We start from the raw sequence: 21,062 nt of genomic DNA, 5'->3' as shown, positions 1-21,062 counted from the left end.
TAAGTAGATTATGATTGAAGATATCGAATTAGAAACACTTATCAACGAAGTTTATGAATACTACGGCTTTGATTTTGGAAGTTATTCCAGAGCATCCTTAAAAAGGCGTGTATACCGAGTATATCAATTAGGCGGATTTGACCATTTTCACGAATTTCTCTCAAAAGTTCGTTCTGATCCTGAGTATTACAAAAAAATGGTCGACGAAATCACGGTCAATGTTACAGAAATGTTTCGTGATCCGGCATTTTATGGCATTTTAAGAAACGAAATTTTACCCTTATTAGGCACAAAACCTTTTATCAGGTTATGGCATGCAGGCTGTTCTACAGGCGAAGAAGTCTATTCGATGGCCATAATGCTTAAAGAAGCAGGTTTACTGCATAAATCCCTTATTTATGCTACAGACATCAATGCCACGGTTTTAGAAACAGCCAAAAAAGGAATTTTCCCGCTCAGAATGATGAAAGAATATTCACAAAACTATCGTGATGCAGGCGGACAGGAAGATTTTTCGAGTTATTATACCGCTAATTACGGCATTGCAAAATTCAACGAAGAGCTGTCTCAAAAAATGGTATATTCACAACACAATTTGGTTTCAGACACTTCATTTAATGAGTTTGATATTATATTGTGCCGCAATGTTTTAATTTATTTTGATAATGACCTTCAAAAAAGAGTCATTAATTTATTTGATGAAAGTTTAGCCGTTTTAGGTTTTCTGGCCTTAGGCACAAAAGAAACAATAAAATATTCTATTTCTCCCGGAAAATACAAACAATTTGAAAAAGAGAAAATATGGAGGAAAATAAAATAATATCAAACTGCAGATTAGTCATAATAGGAGGATCGGCAGGGAGTTTAAATGCTTTAATGCAAATTTTACCCGAATTAAATGCACTTCGTAATTATGCGATTGTAATTGTCGTACATCGCAAAAGCACAGACGATCAGACTCTGGAAGAATTAATCACTTTAAAATCAAGTGTTCCCGTAAAACCAATAGAAGACAAAACCATTCTAATACCCGGTTTTGTATACATAGCACCGTCTAATTATCATTTATTATTCGAAAAAGACGATACGCTGGCACTAGATACTTCAGAAAAAATCAATTACAGCCGTCCAAGTATCGACGTTTCTTTTGAATCGGCGGCAGAAATCTACGGAAATTCTCTAGTTGGAATTCTATTTTCAGGCTCCAATACAGATGGAACCTTAGGATTACAAGCCATTCAGGAAGCCGGCGGAAAAATTGTAGTACAAAATCCACTATCGGCAGATATGCCATTTATGCCCAATAATGCCATACTATTTACAACACCAGATTATGTTTTAAATAATGAAGAAATATTAGCATTACTCAACTCCATAAACAGTTGATTATTTTTTAGGCGCTTCGTCTTCCGGAAGAATAACTTTGTTCAGTTCCGCTTCTTTTTCGGCACGTTTTTGTGCCGCTTTTCCTTTCCCAATAGGTATTCCGGCAGTAAAATACAAGGATCTGTTATAAACATTTGGTCCGTCACCTTTCATAACAGGAACCAAACCATAATAATATTGAATGGTGATATTTAGACCGTTGCCCACATTCATGTGATATCCTGTGCCAAAAGCAATTCCCGCATCAATAACCCTGATTTGATCTCTAATTTTTTTCTTATAAATCACATCATTATCATTAATCTCATTTTTAAACTGATCAAAAGCCGAAGCCAAAAGCCCAAACTGAGGCCCTGTTTTAAGATAAATTCGATTTTTAAACTGATACTTAATCAAAATAGGCACATTAAAATATCGAATCTCACGATCCACAGTTCCGCCCGCAAAAGTATTATCCAGATTTTCATCTTCTAAAGAATAAACAGGAATTTGCCGCGCGCCCATAGGTGATTTTACAATCACGCCCGTATTAATCATCCAGGCCGGATTTTGCTTTGATTTTATATCAAAATAAAAACCAAGATTAAAACCGGGATTCAATCCAGAACTGTCAAGATTAGAAATATCTGAAAGATTGATACCGCCTTCTAAACCAAACTCTAAAAAAGGAGAATTTAGTTTATCACCAAAAATCAAAGAAATCAAAACCTGAGATTCCGCCTGATTCATACAAAAAAAAGTGACGAGTAATAATAAACTTTTTTTCATAAAAATAGGTTATAATCCAAAACGATATTGAATACCAGCCAAAGCCTGCGTACGACTTGCAAGGAAACCTGCTTCAAGTCTAAACATGATATGCTTATTGTATTGAAACTGCGTTCCCACAATAAAATTCCACATATCTTTTGGTCTTTTTTGCAGCGAATACTGAATCGTAGATTGATCTGCAGTACTCAAAGCCCCGTCTAAAGTCGTTAAAAACGTGCCCGCTCTTTCAAGAGCACGATTGGCAGTATTATGCTTGGCAATATTAGCCGGACTTGCCTGTTGTGCAGGAGTTAAACCATCCCACCAAGTATCGACTTTTGTTTGGTTTTCAGATACTTTTGCCAAACCATTATCTACTTTTCCCTGTGCCGTACTCAAATCGAAAATATCCGATAAAACAAGATTTCCATTGGTACCGCCATTAATATGAACCCTGAAACCTCCAACCCAAACTGCAATATTTCGTTCTGGTTTATTAAGCTTAAAAGTTTTACCCAATCGAGGTCCAAAAACATAAGAAAACGCAGGTTTATCCAGCGCACTTATATCCGTCCAGGCCATATTCATATCTAATGCCAGCCAGCCGCCGCCAATACCAATGGTTGGTGTCATACCAAAACCAAAAGTTGTAGCGTCAAAATTGGCAGACGTTCCAAACGATGCCACTTCAGACCAATTATTGTCAGCATCAGGAATCCAGATTCCGGCATTTATTTTTGTTGTTGTATTGGCTTTGCCAAAAATCCCATAAATATTTAAAAAGGGAAGTAACCAAATATCTGGTCGTATGGTCAATGCGCCGGCCTCGACAGAAGATTTATCGAAGTGTACTATTTCATCAAGATTGTAAAGCGGGCCGTTATTAAAACCAACTTCTAAATTGCTTATCACAATCTCAGAATCCTGCCAAAAGTAGTTTATAGATAATCCCGCTGAATACGGTAAATTATATCCTTTTTGAGCCACTTTTTCTCCCCAAATGGGCAGAGCGTATGGATATTTTTCTACTTTAAGACTGTCTTTTAATTCCTGGTTTTTTTCTCCTACGATTTTATCGGTATAAACCTGACCGAAAAATGAAACACTAAATAATAAAAAAAGGGCTGATATTAGTTTTTTACATTTCATTGATTAGAGTGTTAGTTGATTAAAATAAAACTGCTTAAATAAATATGTACTAATGTATTCTTAGGGGAATTTCGGCTTATCTTTTGTTTTTAGAGGTGTATAAAATAAAGGTGTTGAAGGGAATAATAAGTAATAATATGGGTTAATTAGTGTTAAAGTTAACTAAAATTTATTTTAAAAAACACTATTTCTTAATAAAAATGCTTAAAAATCAATATGTTACTGGTTTTTTGAAGACAAATTGAATAGCAAACAGAATAATATATTATTTTTACAGTCATGAAATGGATAGCAATTGTAATGTCAATTTATTTGATGGCACTTTCAAATATGCCTTGTGCAGATATGGAAGTGAATAGTGCTATGCATAAAACAGCCCAGTTTTCATCAGAAGAAAATCATTCGCACGATAAAGACAATGATTTATGTTCTCCATTTTGTGCCTGTAACTGCTGCGGCGCACAGGTTTTAAGTTACCAGATAGCTGTAAACTTCGAATTTCCTTCAGCTTACACAAAAATTTCAATTCCTTTACCCAATTACAACTCTGTATTTACTTCTAATTTCTACGGAAGTATTTGGCAGCCCCCTCAAATAGCATAATGATATCCCGATAAATCGGGATTGAGAACCGTGGACTTTCCACAAACGTATCAGACAAACTTTTGTCTCATTTCTCATGTCATTATATATTTCAAATGCTAGATAAAATCATTCAGTTTAGTATACGAAACAAATTCGTTATACTATTATTTACCCTCGTTTTAATAGCGTGGGGAAGCTATTCGCTTAAACAATTGCCGCTCGATGCCTTGCCGGACGTTACCAATAATCAAGTTCAGATTATTACCACAGCGCCCACTTTGGCAAGTCAGGAAGTCGAGCAGTTAATAACATATCCACTGGAACAAGCCGTAAAAACTGTTCCGGATATTATAGAACTCCGCAGTATTTCTCGTTTTGGATTATCTGTCGTAACCGTTGTTTTTGAAGACAATGTCGATATTTACTGGGCACGCGAACAAATATTTCAACGCTTAAAACAAGCCGAAGAAAACATTCCCGCTTATGCAGGTTCTCCGGAATTAGCGCCAATTACAACAGGTTTAGGTGAAATTTACCAATATGATGTTTATGCCAAAAAAGGCTACGAAAACAAATACGACGCCGTAAAACTAAGAACCATTCAGGATTGGATTATTATTCCGCAATTGCAGGGAATTAAAGGCGTTGCCGATGTAAGTACCTGGGGCGGAAAACTAAAACAATACGAAATCGCCGTAAACCCAAATACCTTAAACAGTCTGGGTGTAACGATTACCGAAATTTTTGACGCCTTAGAAAAAAACAATCAAAACACCGGAGGCGCGTATATAGAAAAAGATCAATATGCGTATTTCATTCGCGGTGTCGGAATGGCTAAAGGTGTAAAAGACCTCGGAAATGTTGTAGTTAAAAATAGAAACGGATCTCCCGTTCTTGTACGTGATGTAGCGCAGGTTCGTGAGGGCGTTGCATTGCGTTACGGTGCCTCAACAAAAGACGGAAAAGGAGAAATTGTTTCGGGTTTAGTTTTAATGCTAAAAGGCGAAAACTCCAGCGCAGTCGTAAACCGAATTCATGAAAGAATGACCCAGATTAATAAAAGTCTTCCCGAAGGCGTTGTTGCAGAAGCTTTTATTGACAGAGGGAAACTCGTAGATAACGCAATAGGAACCGTTACCAAAAACTTACTCGAAGGCGCATTAATCGTCATTTTTGTTCTGATATTGTTTTTAGGAAATCTTCGTGCCGGATTAATCGTTGCGTCGGTAATTCCGTTGGCGATGTTGTTTGCTATTATTTTAATGAATGCCTTTGGCGTAAGCGGAAACCTTATGAGTTTAGGCGCGATAGATTTCGGAATTATCGTTGATGGAGCTGTTATTATTGTAGAAGCTTCCATGCATCATCTGCAAAAACTCAAACGAAAAAAAGAACTTTCGCAGGAGGAAATGGATGTTGAAATTTACAATTCGGCATCAAAAATCAGGAATAGTGCCGCTTTTGGAGAAATCATTATTCTAATCGTGTATTTACCAATTCTTGCTTTAATAGGAACTGAAGGAAAAATGTTTAAACCAATGGCTATGACAGTTGGTTTTGCCGTAATTGGCGCGTTTATACTCTCACTGACATATGTGCCTATGATGAGTGCATTATTTCTTTCGAAGAAAACCGAACACAAAGAAAACTTCAGCGATAGAATGATGCTTTGGTTTGAAAATTTATACACACCATTTTTAAACAAAGCTTTAGAATTCAAAAAAGTAGTTTTAGGAATTTCTCTTGGACTATTTGCTTTAGGATTAATTGTCTTTAATAATATGGGTGGCGAATTTATCCCAACAATTGAAGAAGGTGATTTAGCGATTAATGCTTCAATTATGACCGGAAGTTCGCTTACGCAGATGGTGGAAACCACAACTAAATACGAACAAATTTTAAAAGCGAAGTTTCCCGAAATCAAAACCATCGTAACCAAAATAGGAAGCGGTGAAATCCCAACTGATCCAATGCCTATTGAAAGCGGCGATTTGATTATTGTTTTAAAAGACAAAAAAGAATGGAAAGGCAAATACCATAATTGGGAAGAACTGGCAAATGCGATGAAAGAAGAAATGGAAGTAATTCCGGGCGCAAACATCGAAATTTCACAGCCTATTCAAATGCGTTTTAACGAATTAATGACGGGAAGTCGAAGCGATATTGCCATCAAAATTTTTGGTGATGATTTGGAAATCCTAGATTCAAAAGCATCAGAATTGATTTCAAAAATTAAAAGCATCGACGGAATTGGCGACTTAAAAGCCGATAAAGTAACCGGTTTACCTCAAATTACAATCAAATACGATTACAATAAAATCGCTTTATACGGATTGAATATTTCGGATATCAATCAAATTATTCGTTCGTCGTTTGCCGGAGAAAGTGCCGGAAAAATCTACGAAGAAAGCAAACGTTTTGATGTCGTGGTAAGAATGGATCAGGACAATCGCGCCGATATTACCGATGTGAGTAATTTGTTTATTCCGTTACCAAACGGACAGCAAGTACCGCTTTCGCAAGTGGCGAGTGTAGATTACGAACAAGGCCCGGTGCAGGTTACGCGCGAAGACGGAAAACGAAGAATTACCGTGGGTTTAAATGTTCGAGGCAGAGATATTAAAACCGTTGTAGAAGAAATTCAGCAGAAACTCGACAAAGATTTCAAACTTCCTGCGGGCTATTATGTAACGTATGGCGGACAATTTGAAAATTTAATAGAAGCCACAAAACGACTTTCGGTTGCATTGCCTATCGCTTTAGGTTTGATTTTGATTTTACTGTATTTTACGTTTAAGAGCTATAAACAAGCACTTTTAATCTTTACAGCCATTCCGTTATCAGCCATTGGCGGTGTATTTGCGCTTTCGCTAAGAGGAATGCCGTTTAGTATTTCGGCCGGAATTGGTTTCATCGCCTTATTCGGAATTGCAGTTTTAAATGGAATTGTTCTGATTTCGTATTTCAATCAACTAAAATCAGAAGGAATTTTAGATCCGCTGCAAAGAGTTATAATTGGAACCAAAACCAGATTACGTCCCGTTTTAATGACCGCAGCCGTAGCTTCTTTAGGATTTTTACCAATGGCATTATCCACAAGCGGCGGGGCAGAAGTACAAAAACCTTTAGCAACCGTAGTTATTGGCGGCTTAATCTCTGCAACGTTATTAACCTTAATCGTTTTACCGATTTTGTATTTATTGTTAGAGAAGTTTAACCGCAAAGAGCGCTAAGGTTTACGCAAAGGACACAAAGAAAAATTTTAAAAAATGAAAAAGCTACTATATAATTTAAGAAAAATAAACTTTGCGAACTTCGCGCTTCCCTTGCGAACTTTGCGGTTAAGTGCATTCCTATTAGCAAGCACAGCGATATCAGCACAAAGCAAAATATCTTTAGAAAAAGCAATAGAACTTGCCAAATCAAACAACATCGATTTAAAAATTGCCGATAAAGAAATAGAAAAACAAACCCTTTTAAAGAAAACCGCTTTTCAGCCTGATCCGTTGCAGGTTCAATATCAAGGCGGACAATTCAACAGCGTAGATTTCGACCATAATGTTTCGGTACAGCAATTCTTTCCGTTAGGAAATGTCACAAAAGCAAACCGACAATTGCAGGAAGAATTGGCAAAATTGGCAGAAAAACGAAAAGCGTTATCATCATACGAACTCGAAAAAGCCGTGACTTTGGCCTATTATCAATATTTATACGGAATTTCAATTCAAAAATTAAACTCAGAATTAAACGAGATTTACACCAAATTCCTAAAGAACGCCGAACTCCGATTTAAAACTGGAGAAAGCGGAAACATTGAAGTAATCAGTGCCAAAGCCAAAGTAAAAGAAATCGAAACCCAAAAAGAACAATTAAATTACGATTTGGCTATTTACCAAAAACAGCTTCAGTTTTTTGTGCAGACGAATGAAAATATCGTTCCAGATGAAACGACTTTATTAAAGTATTCCTTTATAGAAAACAAAGATTCTAAAGCAGAAACGTTACTAACGGATTTTTACCAACAGCAGATTTCAGTTTACCAAAAAGAAGCGGGAACGTTTAAAGCCAACCGAACACCTAAATTAGGTTTAGGATATTTTGCACAAACTATTAATACAGAATCCTTGTTTCAGGGTTTCACAGCCGGATTACAGATTCCGATTTTTGGCGGTGTAAATACAGCAAAAGCCAAAGCAGCAGAAATTAGTATTTCGCAGTCGCAATTGGCATTCGATAAAAATAAAATTATCCTGAACCTGCAAAAAGAAGAATTGCAGAATAACTTTCAAAAACAGCAGAAAAATTTAGATTATTATCAAAATGAAGGCTTGCAATACGCCAACCAGATTATTGATACCGCACAAAAAAGTTATGCCAACGGCGATATGAGTTATTGGTCGTATATCAGTTTCTTAAATCAAGCCATTGATATTAAAAAACAATTTGCAGAAGCAACACACAGTTTTAATCAAAGTGCCATCGAACTCCAATTTCCAACCATCAAAAACAATTAAAAATGATACATATATATAATTATTTAACCGCAAAGAACGCTAAGGTTTCGCAAGGAACGCAAAGTTTAATTTCCTTGCGTACCTTGCGCTTTTCCCTTGCGCTCTTTGCGGTTATCTTAACAAGCTGTAATGAAAAGAAAGCAGAAGAAACGCATGAAGAAGAAAAATCGCAGAAAGAAGCCACATTAACAGAATCTCAATATAAAACCGTTGGCATTGAAACAGGATTTGTTGAAGAAAGAAACCTGAATAAAATCATTAAAGCAAATGGTTATACCACAGTTCCGCCGCAAAACTCAGCTGAGGTTTCGACTTTAATTGGCGGAACAGTAAAAGATATTTATGTTTTAGAAGGAACGTTTGTCAACAAAGGAAAGGTTTTGGCAACGATTCAAAATCTGGAAGTAATTGAAATGCAGGAAGATTACCATTCAGCAACAGCCAATGTGGAATATTTGCAATTAGAATACAACCGCCAGAAAACCTTGAGCGATGAAAACGTGAATCCGAGGAAAACATTTCAGGAAGTAAAAGCCAAATTAGCAGCAGAAAGAGCCCGTGCGCAGGCAGCAAAAAATAAGTTAGAAGCCTTGCATGTCGGTACAAAAGGCAGTTCGTCTTTAGTGCCAATTGTTGCTCCTATAAGCGGTTATGTTGGAAAAATCAGCATTGCTAAAGGCGCTTTTGCACAAACGGGAGTTTCTTTGTTTGAGGTTGTAGACAATAGTCAGATGCATTTAGATTTGAATGTTTATGAGAAAGATTTGGGTTCGATTTCAATAGGTCAGGTGATCGATTTTGTATTGACTAATCAATCTAATAAATCCATTAAAGGAAAGATTTTTGGAATCAATAAATCATTTTCTAACGAAAGTAAAACCGTTGCAGTTCACGCCAAAATTGATCCCGCCGATGCTAAAGATTTGATTTCGGGAATGTATGTTTCGGCAAATATCAATATTGTAAATGCCACGGTTCCGGCTTTACCAAAAGATGCTGTCGTTCGAAATGCTGATAAGTATTTTATTTTTGTGCAGGAAGACGATCATAAAAACGAAAAAACAAAAGAAAAAGAAATCCATTTTAGAGCGATAGAAGTAATTCCGGGAACTACAGATTTAGGTTTTACAGAAGTTAAATTTGTTGATAAAATTGAGCCTGATGCTAAAATTGTTACAGAAGGGGCTTTTTATCTGCTGTCTGCAATGAAGGGCGGGGGAGAGCATGAACATTAAAAAAGTTTCAGGTTTTCTTTGTTTCATGTTTCAAGTTGTTTAACCGCAAGGTTCGCAAAGGGTTACGCAAAGTTCGCAAGTTTTTATAACTTGAAACTTGAAACAAAAAAACTAAAAAAAATAAATTGCCTCCAGCTTTAGCTGGAGGTTCTAAGCAGGAGTAAGAAAAGGCTTTAGCCAAAAATGCACAAGTTTGGCTAAAGCCCTTGAAATTGACCTTTTTATGACCTCCAGCTAAAGCTGGAGGCAATTAAATCAAGCCAAAGACTTAAAAAACTTTGCGACTCTGCGCCTTTGCGAGATTATTTCACCCCAGCTTAAAAAGAGCTTAGCGCCTTAGTGTCTTCGTGGCAAAAAAAGCAAGATTAAAAAACAAACTTTGCTTAGGAACATTTACCACAAAGCTGTAAATTTAGAGCATTATTTAGACAAAGTTTGAACTTGTAACTTGAAACAAATAAAACTTGAAACTTTTCCTCCATGATACATCAAGATTTAGAAGTAAAAAATACTAAAAATAAAACCAAACCATCCTGCTGTTGTTCACACGACGAACCTGTACATTCTGAAAATGACGGACATGACCACGGTCATGATCATGAACATGGAGCCGAAGGCAGTTTGTTTAAATTATTCATGCCATCCATTATATCGCTTATTTTATTACTAATAGGAATTGGTTTTGACAACTATATTCCGCAAAATTGGTTTTCAGGATATGTTCGAATCGCTTGGTATGCTATTGCATATCTTCCTGTTGGACTTCCGGTTTTGCGAGAAGCTTATGAAAGCATTGTAAAAGGCGATGTTTTCTCCGAGTTTTTCCTAATGTGTATTGCCACAATTGGGGCTTTTGCAATTGGCGAATATCCAGAAGGTGTTGCCGTTATGCTATTTTATACCATTGGAGAAACCTTTCAGGGAATGGCAGTTACAAAAGCAAAATCTAATATTAAAAGTTTACTGGATCAACGTCCCGATGAGGTTAGTGTTTTAGAAAACAATATTGCAGTAAAAATAAAAGCTAAAGATGCTAAAATAGGCGATATTATTCAGCTGAAAGCGGGAGAAAAACTAGGGTTAGACGGCGAATTAGTATCAGATTCGGCTTCGTTTAATACCGCAGCTTTAACGGGAGAAAGTAAACCTGATACCAAAAAGAAAGGCGATACGGTTTTAGCCGGAATGATAAACGGAAATACAATCGCACAAGTAAAAGTGACAACGGCTTACAACGATAGTAAGCTTTCGAAAATTCTGGAACTGGTTCAAAATGCGACAACTAAAAAAGCACCAGCGGAATTGTTTATCCGCAAATTTGCCAAAATTTATACACCAATTGTAGTGTATTTAGCAATTGCAATTTGTTTACTGCCAATGCTTTTTGTCGATAATTATGTGTTTAGCGACTGGTTGTACAGAGCTTTGGTTTTTTTGGTTATTTCTTGTCCATGTGCTTTGGTTATCAGTATTCCGCTTGGTTATTTTGGCGGAATTGGCGCTGCGAGTAAAAACGGAATTCTTTTTAAAGGAAGTAATTATCTCGATAGTATTTCGAAGATTCAGAATGTGGTTATGGACAAAACGGGAACTATGACCGAAGGCGTTTTTAAAGTTCAGGAAGTCATTATAAATCCGGATTTTGATAAAGAGGAAATCCTGAAATTGGTTAACGCTTTAGAAGGTAAAAGTACACATCCGGTGGCAACGGCGATTCATAATTATGCTGGTCCAATTGATTCTTCTATAGAATTAAAAAATGTTGAAGAAATTTCAGGACACGGTTTAAAAGCTGAAGTTAACGGAAAAGAACTCTTCGTTGGTAATTTCAAATTACTGGATAAGTTTAATATTTCTTATGATATTGATCCAAGTTCAGTAGTTTATACCACAATTGCCATTGCTTACGATAATAAATTTGCGGGTTATTTAACGATTGCTGATGAAATTAAAGCAGATGCCCAGGAAACCGTTTCTAAACTAAAAACATTAGGCGTAAAAGTAACCATGCTGAGCGGAGATAAAACAAATGTGGTTCAGTTTGTGGCCGATAAACTTGGAATTACAAAGGCTTTTGGAGATTTACTTCCGGAAGATAAAGTCAATAAAGTAAACGAAATTAAAGCCAAAAACGAAACCGTAGCTTTTGTGGGCGATGGCGTAAACGATGCTCCGGTAATCGCCTTAAGTACAGTAGGGATTGCAATGGGAGGCTTAGGAAGCGACGCCGCAATCGAAACCGCCGACGTTGTAATTCAGGATGATAAACCGAGTAAAATTGCAATGGCAATAAACATTGGAAAACAAACCAAAAAAATTGTCTGGCAGAATATTGGTTTAGCTTTCGTAGTAAAAGCTTTTGTACTTATTCTCGGCGCGGGCGGACTTGCCACAATGTGGGAAGCTGTTTTTGCCGATGTTGGTGTAGCTTTACTAGCAATTTTAAACGCAGTCAGAATTCAGAGAATGAAATTTTAAATATTAAAAAAAGCAGTGAAGATTTATTCACTGCTTTTTTTGAATTGTAATTAAAAATTATCTTTTGCAAACTGTTCGCAAAACTCTTTTATCGTTTGCCTAACTGTTCTAAACTCTTGTAAAATCTCATCTTCAGTTCCTGCTGCTTTAGCGGGATCACTAAAGTTTTGGTGTATTTTGTGAGCTTTCGACGGAAAGAACGGGCAGCGTTCTTTTGCATTATCACAAACCGTAATTACAAAATCAAAATCTATATTTTGGTATTCATCAACATGATTTGAAGTATGGTTTGAAATATCAATTGCATCTTCTTTCATCGTTATAATGGCTTTTGGATTCACTCCGTGCGTTTCTATTCCTGCACTGTAAACGCTGGCTTTATCGCCTAAAATGTGTTTTAAATAGCCATCGGCAATTTGACTTCTGCAGCTGTTTCCTGTGCAGAGTACTAAAATGTTTTTTGTCATAATTTAAACTAATAACCAAATGATATTGATAATGCAGAATTTCGGTTCAAAACCAAAAATAAGCTGCAACACAATTACAGATGTTGTGATGATAATAGGTTTCTTGTATTTAATTATTTTCTGTTTCATGATTAGCAGCAACCCGAATTTGGCGAACAGCTATTACTTTCACTTTTGTAAAGTTCAGTTAAAGCAATTTTTTCTTTTGATGCAGGAACGCCGCATGCTTCTTGTGCCAGACAGGCAGTAGTTTTGTTTTTTAGAATAAAATGAGTTCCGTTAAATTTTAAATCATATCTTCCAATTGTTTCATTTTGATATTCAACTTCAATTTCAAAATCTTCAATATTTAATTTTTCTTCAGAAAGTTTGATGATATTCAAAAGTTTACCTGGTTTCAATCGGTGTTCAAAATCATTAGCATTCCACAATTGAAAATTAACGGCACTTTCATCGCGAATCACGCCGCCGCAGTCAATAAATTTTTTATTGGTAGTTCCAATTTCGGTTACATGAAAATGTTCAGGAACAAAAGCTCCGTTTTCTAATTGAAATACAACATTTTCCAAATTTGGAAGAATGTTTTTAATGTCTGATAGTTTCATTGTTTTTTGTTTTATAGTTATAATGCAATATTGCGATATAGATTTTCAAAAAAAGGTTTAACAACATTTCTGCTCTTTTGTAACGGCAATAATATTGGAGAAATAAGCTTTTAAAATATCAAAAGTACTTTCGTCAATACAGTAACAAATAGCATTTCCTTCGATATTACCTTTTATAAGTCCAGCGTTTTTTAATTCTTTTAAATGCTGCGAAACAGTAGGCTGAGCAAGCGGAAGCTCATTTACAATATCGCCGCAAATACATTCATTTACTTTCAAAAGATATTCGATAATAGCAATTCTTGCCGGATGCCCCAAAGCTTTTGCAATTGTAGCAATCTGATTTTGTTTATCTGTAAAATGTTCTGTTTTAGTAGCTCCCATTTTATTTAAATTTTAATATAGCAATATTACGATATAGATTTTTTAAAAGCAAGTGTTTTTTAAAATATTTAGGTATCAGCATTTTAAATTCTGTTTGAAGTTCATAAAAAGCCCAATGCAAATAAATAATGAATTGGGCTTTTTTAGTTTCTTTAAAAATTTAATACCGTAACATTTCCGTTATTTTCTAATCGAATATCCGTTTTATTACTTTCAGAAGGTGTTTGTGTCGGATACCAATTTCGATTTGGTCTTACCAAAATCAATAAACCTTCATCATCGCCAATTGCAGCAAAAACTTCGCTGTTATTGTTTTTAGAGAAAAAGCTTAATCCATGTTTTGCGATTAATTGATTTCCCAGTTCCAGCGGGTTTTCATTGACAATTCCAATCTCGCTTATATTCAAAATAGATTTAGAACTAAATTCTTCCGTTTGGGCATTGTTGAGATCATTACGGGCAATAAATTCTAATAAATTGCCATTATTATCGTAGAAATAAACCGCATGAGCATTCCAGTTTTCAAAATGAGTAATCACATTTTGATCTTCAATAATAATTAAATTTACTTTGTTTTTACACCATTCAATTGCTTTGTCAAGTTTGTTTGTTGGGATATTAAAAGCAAGATGATAAATGGATTGAAATTGCGGATTTTCAATAAATTTTAAAATGGAATTTCCGGCTTTAATAGTAATATATTCTGAATCATTTTCTATAATTGAAAGACCAAGAATATCTTGGTAAAATGCGGCAGTCTGTTTTATATTGCTGGTTTGGATCTGGATGTGTTCTAACTTCATAATGGTATTTTTATAAAAAGAAAAAGCTTCTTTTCTGTTTCAAACAAATTTAAAAAATCAGAATCCTAGTTTTATTGTCAGACTATTTTATGCTTCAATGGAAATATAGAAAATGAGTATTGTAGTTTTGGTAAAAGGGGTATGTTTTTTAAATAAAAAAGTTCACTTCAAACTAATGAAATGAACTTGTATAATAATTCCTAAAGCTGTTTTTAAGCCATATCGATCAATCCTCTTTTTATCACATAATGATCATCATTTTTTACCACATAAAATTGAGCAGCAAATCCTGAAGGTTCTCCTAAATAAGTTAAGCTCACATCAAAATATCTTGAATTGCCATTTTCATCTGCCCACATATAATCATCCAATATATCTAAATTTCCAAGCCATTCTAAATTGTTCAGCCATTCTTTTCCTTCAAAAGATTCATCTTCCGCAATTTCATGAATTAAGTAATGATCACGCCAAATTACATGAATGGATTCTTCCCAGTCATCATACAAATGGTCTACACTATTTTTGGCATTTTCCAGTTCTCCTTTTTTCAAATAAGCAAAAAAATCTTCAATGGCATTTTGAGCTTCAAGCTCTGTTGGTTTTTCTTTCCAGGTTTTAAAGGTTGTCATAAAATCTTAGTTTTAATTAATGATTTTTAGGGGAATTAAAGGATTGTTCCTTTACATACAAATAAACTAATTTTCTGATTAAATGCATAAAACTAATTTTGTTTTTATTGGGGCAAAAACAAATCATTTTAATGAAATTTATTCATCCTCTTCAGGTTCTTCATCAGAAAAAGTAAGAAGCTTATTTGCCCTGATGTAATCATATTGTTTCTTTGTAAGATAGATAACCTGAGCGTCTTGTCCGCCTGTATATAAATCGTAAAATTGCCCTTTAAGTTTGTTTTCAACCGCAACAGATTTTATAAAACCAAAAAAGCTTTCATCGATCCAATCATTGCTTATTTTAAAAATTTTAGAGTAAGATTTATTTCCTATTTTAAATTTCAAAGTCGTTTTTTTACTTTTTTCAATATTAAAACTATTTGAAATGTTTGTTGGATTAAACTCATTGTGAGAAATTTTCGAAAATTCCTTTATTAATTCGGCATAAGGATCATCAAGGTTTCCTAATTCAGTATCATACCAATAAATTTGATTTGGAAATGCACTCAGGATTTCGTTGTAATTAATGATTTTATTCTCAGCAACATTTTCTTTTCCCTCGTTAATTTGTTCAGTTGATAAATTATCAAATAAACCAATTTTAGAAAATTCTGCAATTATTTTTTCGATTTTATCACTGGTAATTTTGCTGTCAAAATCGCCAAAGCTTGGTATAAAATAAGTATCTATTTCCTGCAGTGTTTTTGTCTGTTCTTTGGTTAAAGCCATTATTCCAAAAACATTTTCAATTTTTCCATTTCGATCATTAACTTCGATTTCGTGAAGGCAGTATGGAGAACCTAAATCAGTCAAAATCTTATTGAAAATTTTATAATAATTCTGAGAATCAATTCCCCCTGTAGAATATTTATCTTCTGATGGAGTATATAATCGATAAGAACTTTTTTGTTTGTAAATCTTTCCACCTGATGTCAGCGAAACAATAAAGTTGTAAAATTTGATGTCATTATCAGATGCTTCGTTATCAAGAGCAATTTTAAAATCGAAATTGGTAAAACTTAATTCCGGAATTATTTGTGCTGTTTCTTTATGAATTGGCTCTAAATATTTACTTGGTTCATTTGGATAATTCTTAGTGTCAATAATTATAGATTTTTCGCAGTACAAAAGAAAATCAATTGGTTTTTTGATCTTTTCGTTATCTATAGCCGTAATTAGATCTTTGTATTTTGTATTGACAACTCCGATATTTTTTAATTTTTCAGCAAATTCTTTCAGATTTTTAACAGACATATAGTCATCTGTTATTGCTTCAAAAGCAATTTCTTTTATAAATAGAAGCTTATAACTAAAATTATTCTCTTTTATTTTTTGCTGAAAATACTCAAACTTTTTTTCAGGAATAAGTTCGCATTTTTTAAGATCGACAAGATATTCATTAAGTTCTTGATTTACCTTTTTTTGTTGCTCTACACTTAATTCTATAGTATCAAATGTAGTATTGCTTGAAGAAAAATCAGAATAGAAAAATCCAGCAATTTTTTTAAACTCACATTGAAAAAGAGAATATAAATAGGCAACATTGTCTTGTGTTTTGAATTTATCGAAGTTTTTTTTAAAATCTGCAACTTGATTTTGTTCAAGAAGTTTATTATCCAATAGTTTTTGTAAGCTGGTATTTTGAGTTTGCCCTTTTGCAAAATTTGACAATAAAATAAAAAATAAAAATATTTTTATAAATCGTTGATTCATGTTAAAGCCAGATTTTAGTTTGAGATAATTTTATCGTATTTTTCTTCTTCAAACAAATATAGAAAAACGAAATAACCAATTCACAAAAAAAGCCCTTTTCAAAACGAAAAGGGCTTCGGCGATTTGTGAGTTTTTATTGGGGCAAAAAGACAAATCATTTTAACTGGATTATTTCGGCATTTCGGGAATTATGATTCTGCGTGTCGGCGTGCTTAAGGTTTCTATAAACGCTAACAAATCACTGATTTCTTCTTTGCTTAAATCTAATTTTTTAAGTACGGGATCGACTTTTGGGATTAAAGAATCACGAGCCGTTCCGAGATATTTTTTCTGAATAGGAGAAGGATTTCCTAAATTGTATAATTCAACAACATCCAGTAAAGACGGAAAATGCCCGTGATGCATCCACGGCTTTGTGTTAGAGACTTCACGAAGCGTTGGCGTTCTGAATTTGCCAATATCCTTTGCATCTTTGGTAACATTAAAACGTCCGAAATCTTCATTTTTTGTTCCAAATAAAGTCTGTCCGTCATTATGAAACTGATTATCGCTGAAATAAGGTGTATTGTGACAATTGATGCATTGTGCTTTGGTTCTAAATAAATGCATTCCTTTTACCTGTTGGTCTGTATAAGCATCTGATTTTCCGCTAACAAATTGGTCAAACTTACTTTTCGGACTATTGATTGATCTTTCAAAAGTGGCAATCGCATATTGAATTCTTTCTAAAGAAACTTTTTTATCTCCAAAAGCAGCTGTAAATAAGGAATTATAACCTTTTACCTTAGCAATTTTATCGACAGCAATTGTCAGTTTTTCATTCATTTCCAGCGGATCACTAATAGGAAATTGTGCTTGATCTTCTAAACTTTTCGCGCGTCCGTCCCAAAATAAAGAATTGGCATAGGCCGAGTTTAAAATCGTCATCGAATTGCGTTTTCCGGTTTGGCGGTCGTGACCAAAAGAACGCGTTAAATTATCTGTCCATCCCAATTCCGGATTATGGCACGAAGCACACGCAATTTGCCCGCTGAGCGATAACCTCGGATCAAAAAACAGAATCTTTCCCAAACTTTCTTTTTCCTTCGAATACGGATTATAATCGGGATAAGGAACAGCAGGAAGCACTCCAATATCCTGAAATTTAGATTTATCGACACTTTCGTGTAATTCCGCAGCGGGCCATTTTGAAACATCACCGCCGGAATAGATTTTTCTTAATTCCTGAATATCAATATAATCCGGCTGATCAATGCTTTTATAAGCCGTTAAACTCAGCAGGAATAGGAGAGGGAGGATTAGTTTTTTCATTTTTTTTTGATTTGTTTCAGGTTTCAAGTTTCAGGTTCTGAGGCAACTTGAAACTTGAAACCTGAAACCTGAAACAATTATAAAGTTACCTCTTTCGGGCAGTTAATACTTAAAGCCGCAGGTTTAGGATACACTCTGTTATTAAACATTCGGTATTGCGTTGAAACGGTTCCTCCAAAAAGTTTATCGTTTGTCAGTTTTAATTCAAAAGAAATCTCATACAAGCCGTTGCTGATTTCTTTGTAAGTTCCTTCACCAGAAATGGCAATGATATACGTATTGTCTTTATTCGATCCAATTGTTAAATCCTGCGGAATAACCAGAACAGTTCCCTGTGTTTTGCTGTTTCCGTTTTCAGGAAAAAATTCTAAAGCCGATGTAATATTAAATCCGGGAGAAACTGCTGCAGAACCGCTTTCGTTAGAAAACCATCTTTTTAAACCAAAAGAATTGACCGTATTCGTTCCGCTCGCAACATTAAAACCTATTTTGAAAGCATCGTGATATACATCGTCATTTGGGTTTGCTGTGCCTTTGTCGCTGTAAAGTATAGCATTTTCATTGTCTTTTGTCACAACAACCGGAAAAGTTAACGCATTGAAAGTCTGCCAGGCGCAAGTCCCGTCTTTATCAAACCAGTGCTCGCCGTAGGTTAAATAAAAGGCATTTGTTGGATCTGTAAATTTTGAAGCCGGATTTGCCTGAATATCTCTTGGCGATTTTATTGGTTTTACAACTGTCAAACTCGTATTTCCTGTGGCAACATAATTGGGAATATTGATAAGATTAATTTTTGTTTCGTAACGGGCATCATCATTTTGGATATCTTCTAAAAGCGTTAAATGATACGTAATAGAGCTTCTGTTATCGCCAAAATCATCATGCGTTAAAGAATATTCAAAACCATTTTGAAACTTGAATATCGAAGCATTTTCAATTTCCGACGGAATAAATCCGTTGGGAAAATTTACTTTAAAATCAATCTTTTCGCCAACTTCTCCTTTTACAATTAAGTCTTTTACCGGAAAAGTATAAACCGTGCTTATTTCTCCTAAATTGATGGTAAAAACATTATTTGGAGCATACGTATTCAAGTTTCCGATATGGATATCAGGATCTGATGCATTTTCTAATTTTAAAGTAATAGACTGTTTATCGGCCCATCTTTTATCAAAAGAAACAAAAATGGTATCCGTAAGTTTAGTTCCTTCAAATGTCAATTCGGTTTTTGGTTCAAGACTGAAACTGGTAATATCTCCAGAAGTCGCAGCACTGAAATTAACCAAAACAGACGATTTTAAAGCTGTAGAAGTTAAAGTAACCGGAACTTTTAAAGTCTTAACCGATTCGTTATCATAACTAGCAGAAGGCTGAATTGTGGTGCTTACCGCCGGATATTCTAACGGAACGCCCGCATTGCTTGCCAGAAAATTAAACCTTACAAACGGATCTATGTTTTGAGATTCAAATCTGTAATCGTCCTTAGAACAAGATACAAGTGCCGTAACAATACTAAATAGAAATATAATTTTAATACGATTCATTTTGTTTCAGGTTTGGGTTAAGATTAATGTTGCTGCGCGGTATTGGTAAAATATATTTAGGCGAAGGGTAGGTAAGACTACAGTTCAGCGAAATACAGCCGTCGTTTCTTGAAATGTCTTTTTTGTATCTGCTAATATCAAAAAGTAAATGTCCTTCAAAACAAAGCTCTTTACGTCTTTCTAAAAAGATAGCTTCTTTTAGGTTTTCGGTATTTTGTAAAACACTTGCATTTGCACGGGTTCTAATCGTATTGATATCTTGTTTTGCCTGATCTGTGTTGTTCAATTCAAGGGCGGCTTCGGCACGAATTAAGTATTGTTCACTTAAACGAAAAGCAGCATATCCGGGATTTCCTTGAAATTTTTTAGTGAAATAATAATTTAGGATTTGAGGCTGTAAATCAACTATTGTAGAGATGGGCTGAACCAAAAACAGCTGTTTGCGAATGTCTGATGTTTCATACAGATCAATTAAATCCTGAGAAGCCGCAAAATTTCCGTAAGAAGTTAAAGAAGTATAACCATAAAAAGCAGATAATGAACTGCTCGCAGTTCCGTCATCTGATCTTGGAATTGATAATTCAAACAGAATTTCTGAAATCGGAAGATCGGGCTGATCCCATTGCGCAATATAATCAGCAGTAGTTACTAAAATTTTACCTGAATTTGTAATAATATCATTTGCCGTATCGTAGGCATTTTTCCAGTCTTTTTTAGATAAATATACTCTCGCCAATAAAGCTTTTGCGCTTGTTTTGGTAAAATAGGAATAAACTGGACCGCTTAACAATGTAGTATCAGAATAAAGATTTAAAGCTGCTGTAATATCATCAATAATTAAATTATAAGTATTTGATAGAGATTCTCTTGCAGGATATTTTAATCCTTCATTTAAAGATTCTAAACTATAAACAATTCCGGGATGAGAAGCATTATCTGTAAAACCATAATTTTGACTGTACACTTCGCTTAATAAAAAGTGCATGTAAGCTCTCACGGTTAAAGCTTCGGCTTTTATTTGATTTTTTTCGGCTTCTGTAGCATCTGTTAAGGCATCTGTAAATTCCAATATCAAATTACTTTGATTAATTACGGTGTAACTATTACTGTAAAAAGAAGCCATATTTGAAGTATTCGAAATATCATCAAACGAATAAATGTTTAATACAGAAGCAGGAACACTGATTTGTCCTTTTGTGCTTTCTGTTCGCGAAGGTGTAAATTTTAAATTCCCGCCCTGAAGATCTGCATAAACAGTAAAGCTATTGCCGCGTAAATTCGATTCAAGCGCTCTGTACATACCGTTAACCGACTGTAAAACACCTTCTTTTGTTTTTAATTGTTCTGTAATCGAAATTTGTCTTCCTGGTTCCTGTTCTAAAAAATCGCTGCAGCTTTGCAATAAAAACAGAATTGCAAAAATAGCTGGCATTTTAAATAAGGTTATATTTTTAAAGTATTTCATCT

At 34.7% G+C, this 21,062-nt stretch carries 19 protein-coding genes; 7 read left to right on the top strand and 12 right to left on the bottom strand.

Annotated features, from left to right (window positions below; genetic code table 11):
- The first annotated feature begins 10 nt into the window (after positions 1-10).
- Together B3C18_RS06755 and B3C18_RS06750 are read left to right on the top strand one after the other, a co-directional pair.
- Positions 11-820 carry a CheR family methyltransferase gene (locus B3C18_RS06755; RefSeq protein WP_291144333.1) on the top strand — a complete coding sequence of 270 codons (810 nt, stop codon included), beginning with the start codon at positions 11-13 and terminating at the stop codon, positions 818-820.
- Positions 802-1,386, top strand: coding sequence for a chemotaxis protein CheB (locus B3C18_RS06750; RefSeq protein ID WP_291144330.1), 585 nt, complete (start codon positions 802-804; stop codon positions 1,384-1,386). The genes B3C18_RS06755 and B3C18_RS06750 overlap by 19 nt, the downstream gene beginning before the upstream one ends.
- Here the strand turns inward: B3C18_RS06750 and B3C18_RS06745 are convergent, their stop codons facing one another.
- Positions 1,387-2,154 carry a porin family protein gene (locus B3C18_RS06745; protein WP_291144328.1) on the bottom strand — a complete coding sequence of 256 codons (768 nt, stop codon included), beginning with the start codon at positions 2,152-2,154 and terminating at the stop codon, positions 1,387-1,389. It lies immediately after the preceding gene.
- A gap of 9 nt (positions 2,155-2,163) precedes the next feature.
- A complete protein-coding gene (locus B3C18_RS06740; RefSeq protein WP_291144325.1) occupies positions 2,164-3,285 on the bottom strand; it encodes a hypothetical protein in 1,122 nt (373 codons plus the stop codon).
- Between the two features lie 279 nt (positions 3,286-3,564).
- Between B3C18_RS06740 and B3C18_RS06735 the strand changes: the two genes are divergently transcribed.
- The 5 genes from B3C18_RS06735 to B3C18_RS06720 all read left to right on the top strand — a co-directional run bounded on the left by B3C18_RS06735 (position 3,565) and on the right by B3C18_RS06720 (position 12,097).
- Positions 3,565-3,888: a DUF6660 family protein gene (locus B3C18_RS06735; RefSeq protein WP_291144322.1), complete on the top strand. Its 324-nt coding sequence runs from the start codon at positions 3,565-3,567 to the stop codon at positions 3,886-3,888.
- Between the two features lie 95 nt (positions 3,889-3,983).
- Entirely contained in the window at positions 3,984-7,103 is a 3,120-nt protein-coding gene (locus tag B3C18_RS06730; RefSeq protein WP_414655342.1) for an efflux RND transporter permease subunit, read from the top strand.
- A 36-nt stretch (positions 7,104-7,139) separates the two neighbouring features.
- Positions 7,140-8,384, top strand: coding sequence for a TolC family protein (locus tag B3C18_RS26010; protein ID WP_414655341.1), 1,245 nt, complete (start codon positions 7,140-7,142; stop codon positions 8,382-8,384).
- 2 nt (positions 8,385-8,386) lie between these two features.
- Positions 8,387-9,619 (top strand): efflux RND transporter periplasmic adaptor subunit, encoded by a 1,233-nt coding sequence (locus tag B3C18_RS06725; RefSeq protein WP_291144320.1) that lies wholly within the window; start codon positions 8,387-8,389, stop codon positions 9,617-9,619.
- A 480-nt stretch (positions 9,620-10,099) separates the two neighbouring features.
- On the top strand, positions 10,100-12,097 hold the full coding sequence (locus tag B3C18_RS06720; protein WP_291144316.1) for a heavy metal translocating P-type ATPase: 1,998 nt from the start codon (positions 10,100-10,102) through the stop codon (positions 12,095-12,097).
- Between the two features lie 50 nt (positions 12,098-12,147).
- On the opposite strand, the gene B3C18_RS06715 is transcribed toward B3C18_RS06720, so the two are convergent.
- The 10 genes from B3C18_RS06715 to B3C18_RS06670 form a co-directional block, all read right to left on the bottom strand.
- Positions 12,148-12,564, bottom strand: a complete 417-nt coding sequence (locus tag B3C18_RS06715) for an arsenate reductase ArsC (protein WP_291144313.1) — start codon at positions 12,562-12,564, stop codon at positions 12,148-12,150.
- A 3-nt stretch (positions 12,565-12,567) separates the two neighbouring features.
- Positions 12,568-12,693, bottom strand: coding sequence for a hypothetical protein (locus B3C18_RS06710; RefSeq protein ID WP_256379778.1), 126 nt, complete (start codon positions 12,691-12,693; stop codon positions 12,568-12,570).
- A 2-nt stretch (positions 12,694-12,695) separates the two neighbouring features.
- Entirely contained in the window at positions 12,696-13,169 is a 474-nt protein-coding gene (locus B3C18_RS06705) for a DUF6428 family protein (RefSeq protein WP_291144308.1), read from the bottom strand.
- A gap of 57 nt (positions 13,170-13,226) precedes the next feature.
- Positions 13,227-13,553 (bottom strand): ArsR/SmtB family transcription factor, encoded by a 327-nt coding sequence (locus B3C18_RS06700; RefSeq protein WP_291144305.1) that lies wholly within the window; start codon positions 13,551-13,553, stop codon positions 13,227-13,229.
- A gap of 152 nt (positions 13,554-13,705) precedes the next feature.
- The gene (locus B3C18_RS06695; protein WP_291144302.1) at positions 13,706-14,356 is read right to left on the bottom strand and encodes a VOC family protein; all 651 of its coding nucleotides are present in this window, start codon (positions 14,354-14,356) and stop codon (positions 13,706-13,708) included.
- A gap of 212 nt (positions 14,357-14,568) precedes the next feature.
- Positions 14,569-14,985, bottom strand: coding sequence for a hypothetical protein (locus tag B3C18_RS06690; protein ID WP_291144299.1), 417 nt, complete (start codon positions 14,983-14,985; stop codon positions 14,569-14,571).
- Positions 14,986-15,123: 138 nt separating this feature from the next.
- Positions 15,124-16,647, bottom strand: a complete 1,524-nt coding sequence (locus tag B3C18_RS06685) for a hypothetical protein (RefSeq protein ID WP_291144298.1) — start codon at positions 16,645-16,647, stop codon at positions 15,124-15,126.
- 261 nt (positions 16,648-16,908) lie between these two features.
- Entirely contained in the window at positions 16,909-18,051 is a 1,143-nt protein-coding gene (locus tag B3C18_RS06680; RefSeq protein WP_291144295.1) for a cytochrome-c peroxidase, read from the bottom strand.
- A 77-nt stretch (positions 18,052-18,128) separates the two neighbouring features.
- Positions 18,129-19,595 carry a hypothetical protein gene (locus tag B3C18_RS06675; protein WP_291144293.1) on the bottom strand — a complete coding sequence of 489 codons (1,467 nt, stop codon included), beginning with the start codon at positions 19,593-19,595 and terminating at the stop codon, positions 18,129-18,131.
- Positions 19,582-21,060: a RagB/SusD family nutrient uptake outer membrane protein gene (locus B3C18_RS06670; RefSeq protein ID WP_291144291.1), complete on the bottom strand. Its 1,479-nt coding sequence runs from the start codon at positions 21,058-21,060 to the stop codon at positions 19,582-19,584. The genes B3C18_RS06675 and B3C18_RS06670 overlap by 14 nt, the downstream gene beginning before the upstream one ends.
- Positions 21,061-21,062: the final 2 nt, after the last annotated feature.

The sequence above is a fragment of the Flavobacterium sp. UBA7680 genome (genome assembly GCF_002482975.1).
Lineage (GTDB): Bacteria > Bacteroidota > Bacteroidia > Flavobacteriales > Flavobacteriaceae > Flavobacterium.
This window is presented reverse-complemented; position numbering and strand designations above follow the sequence as displayed.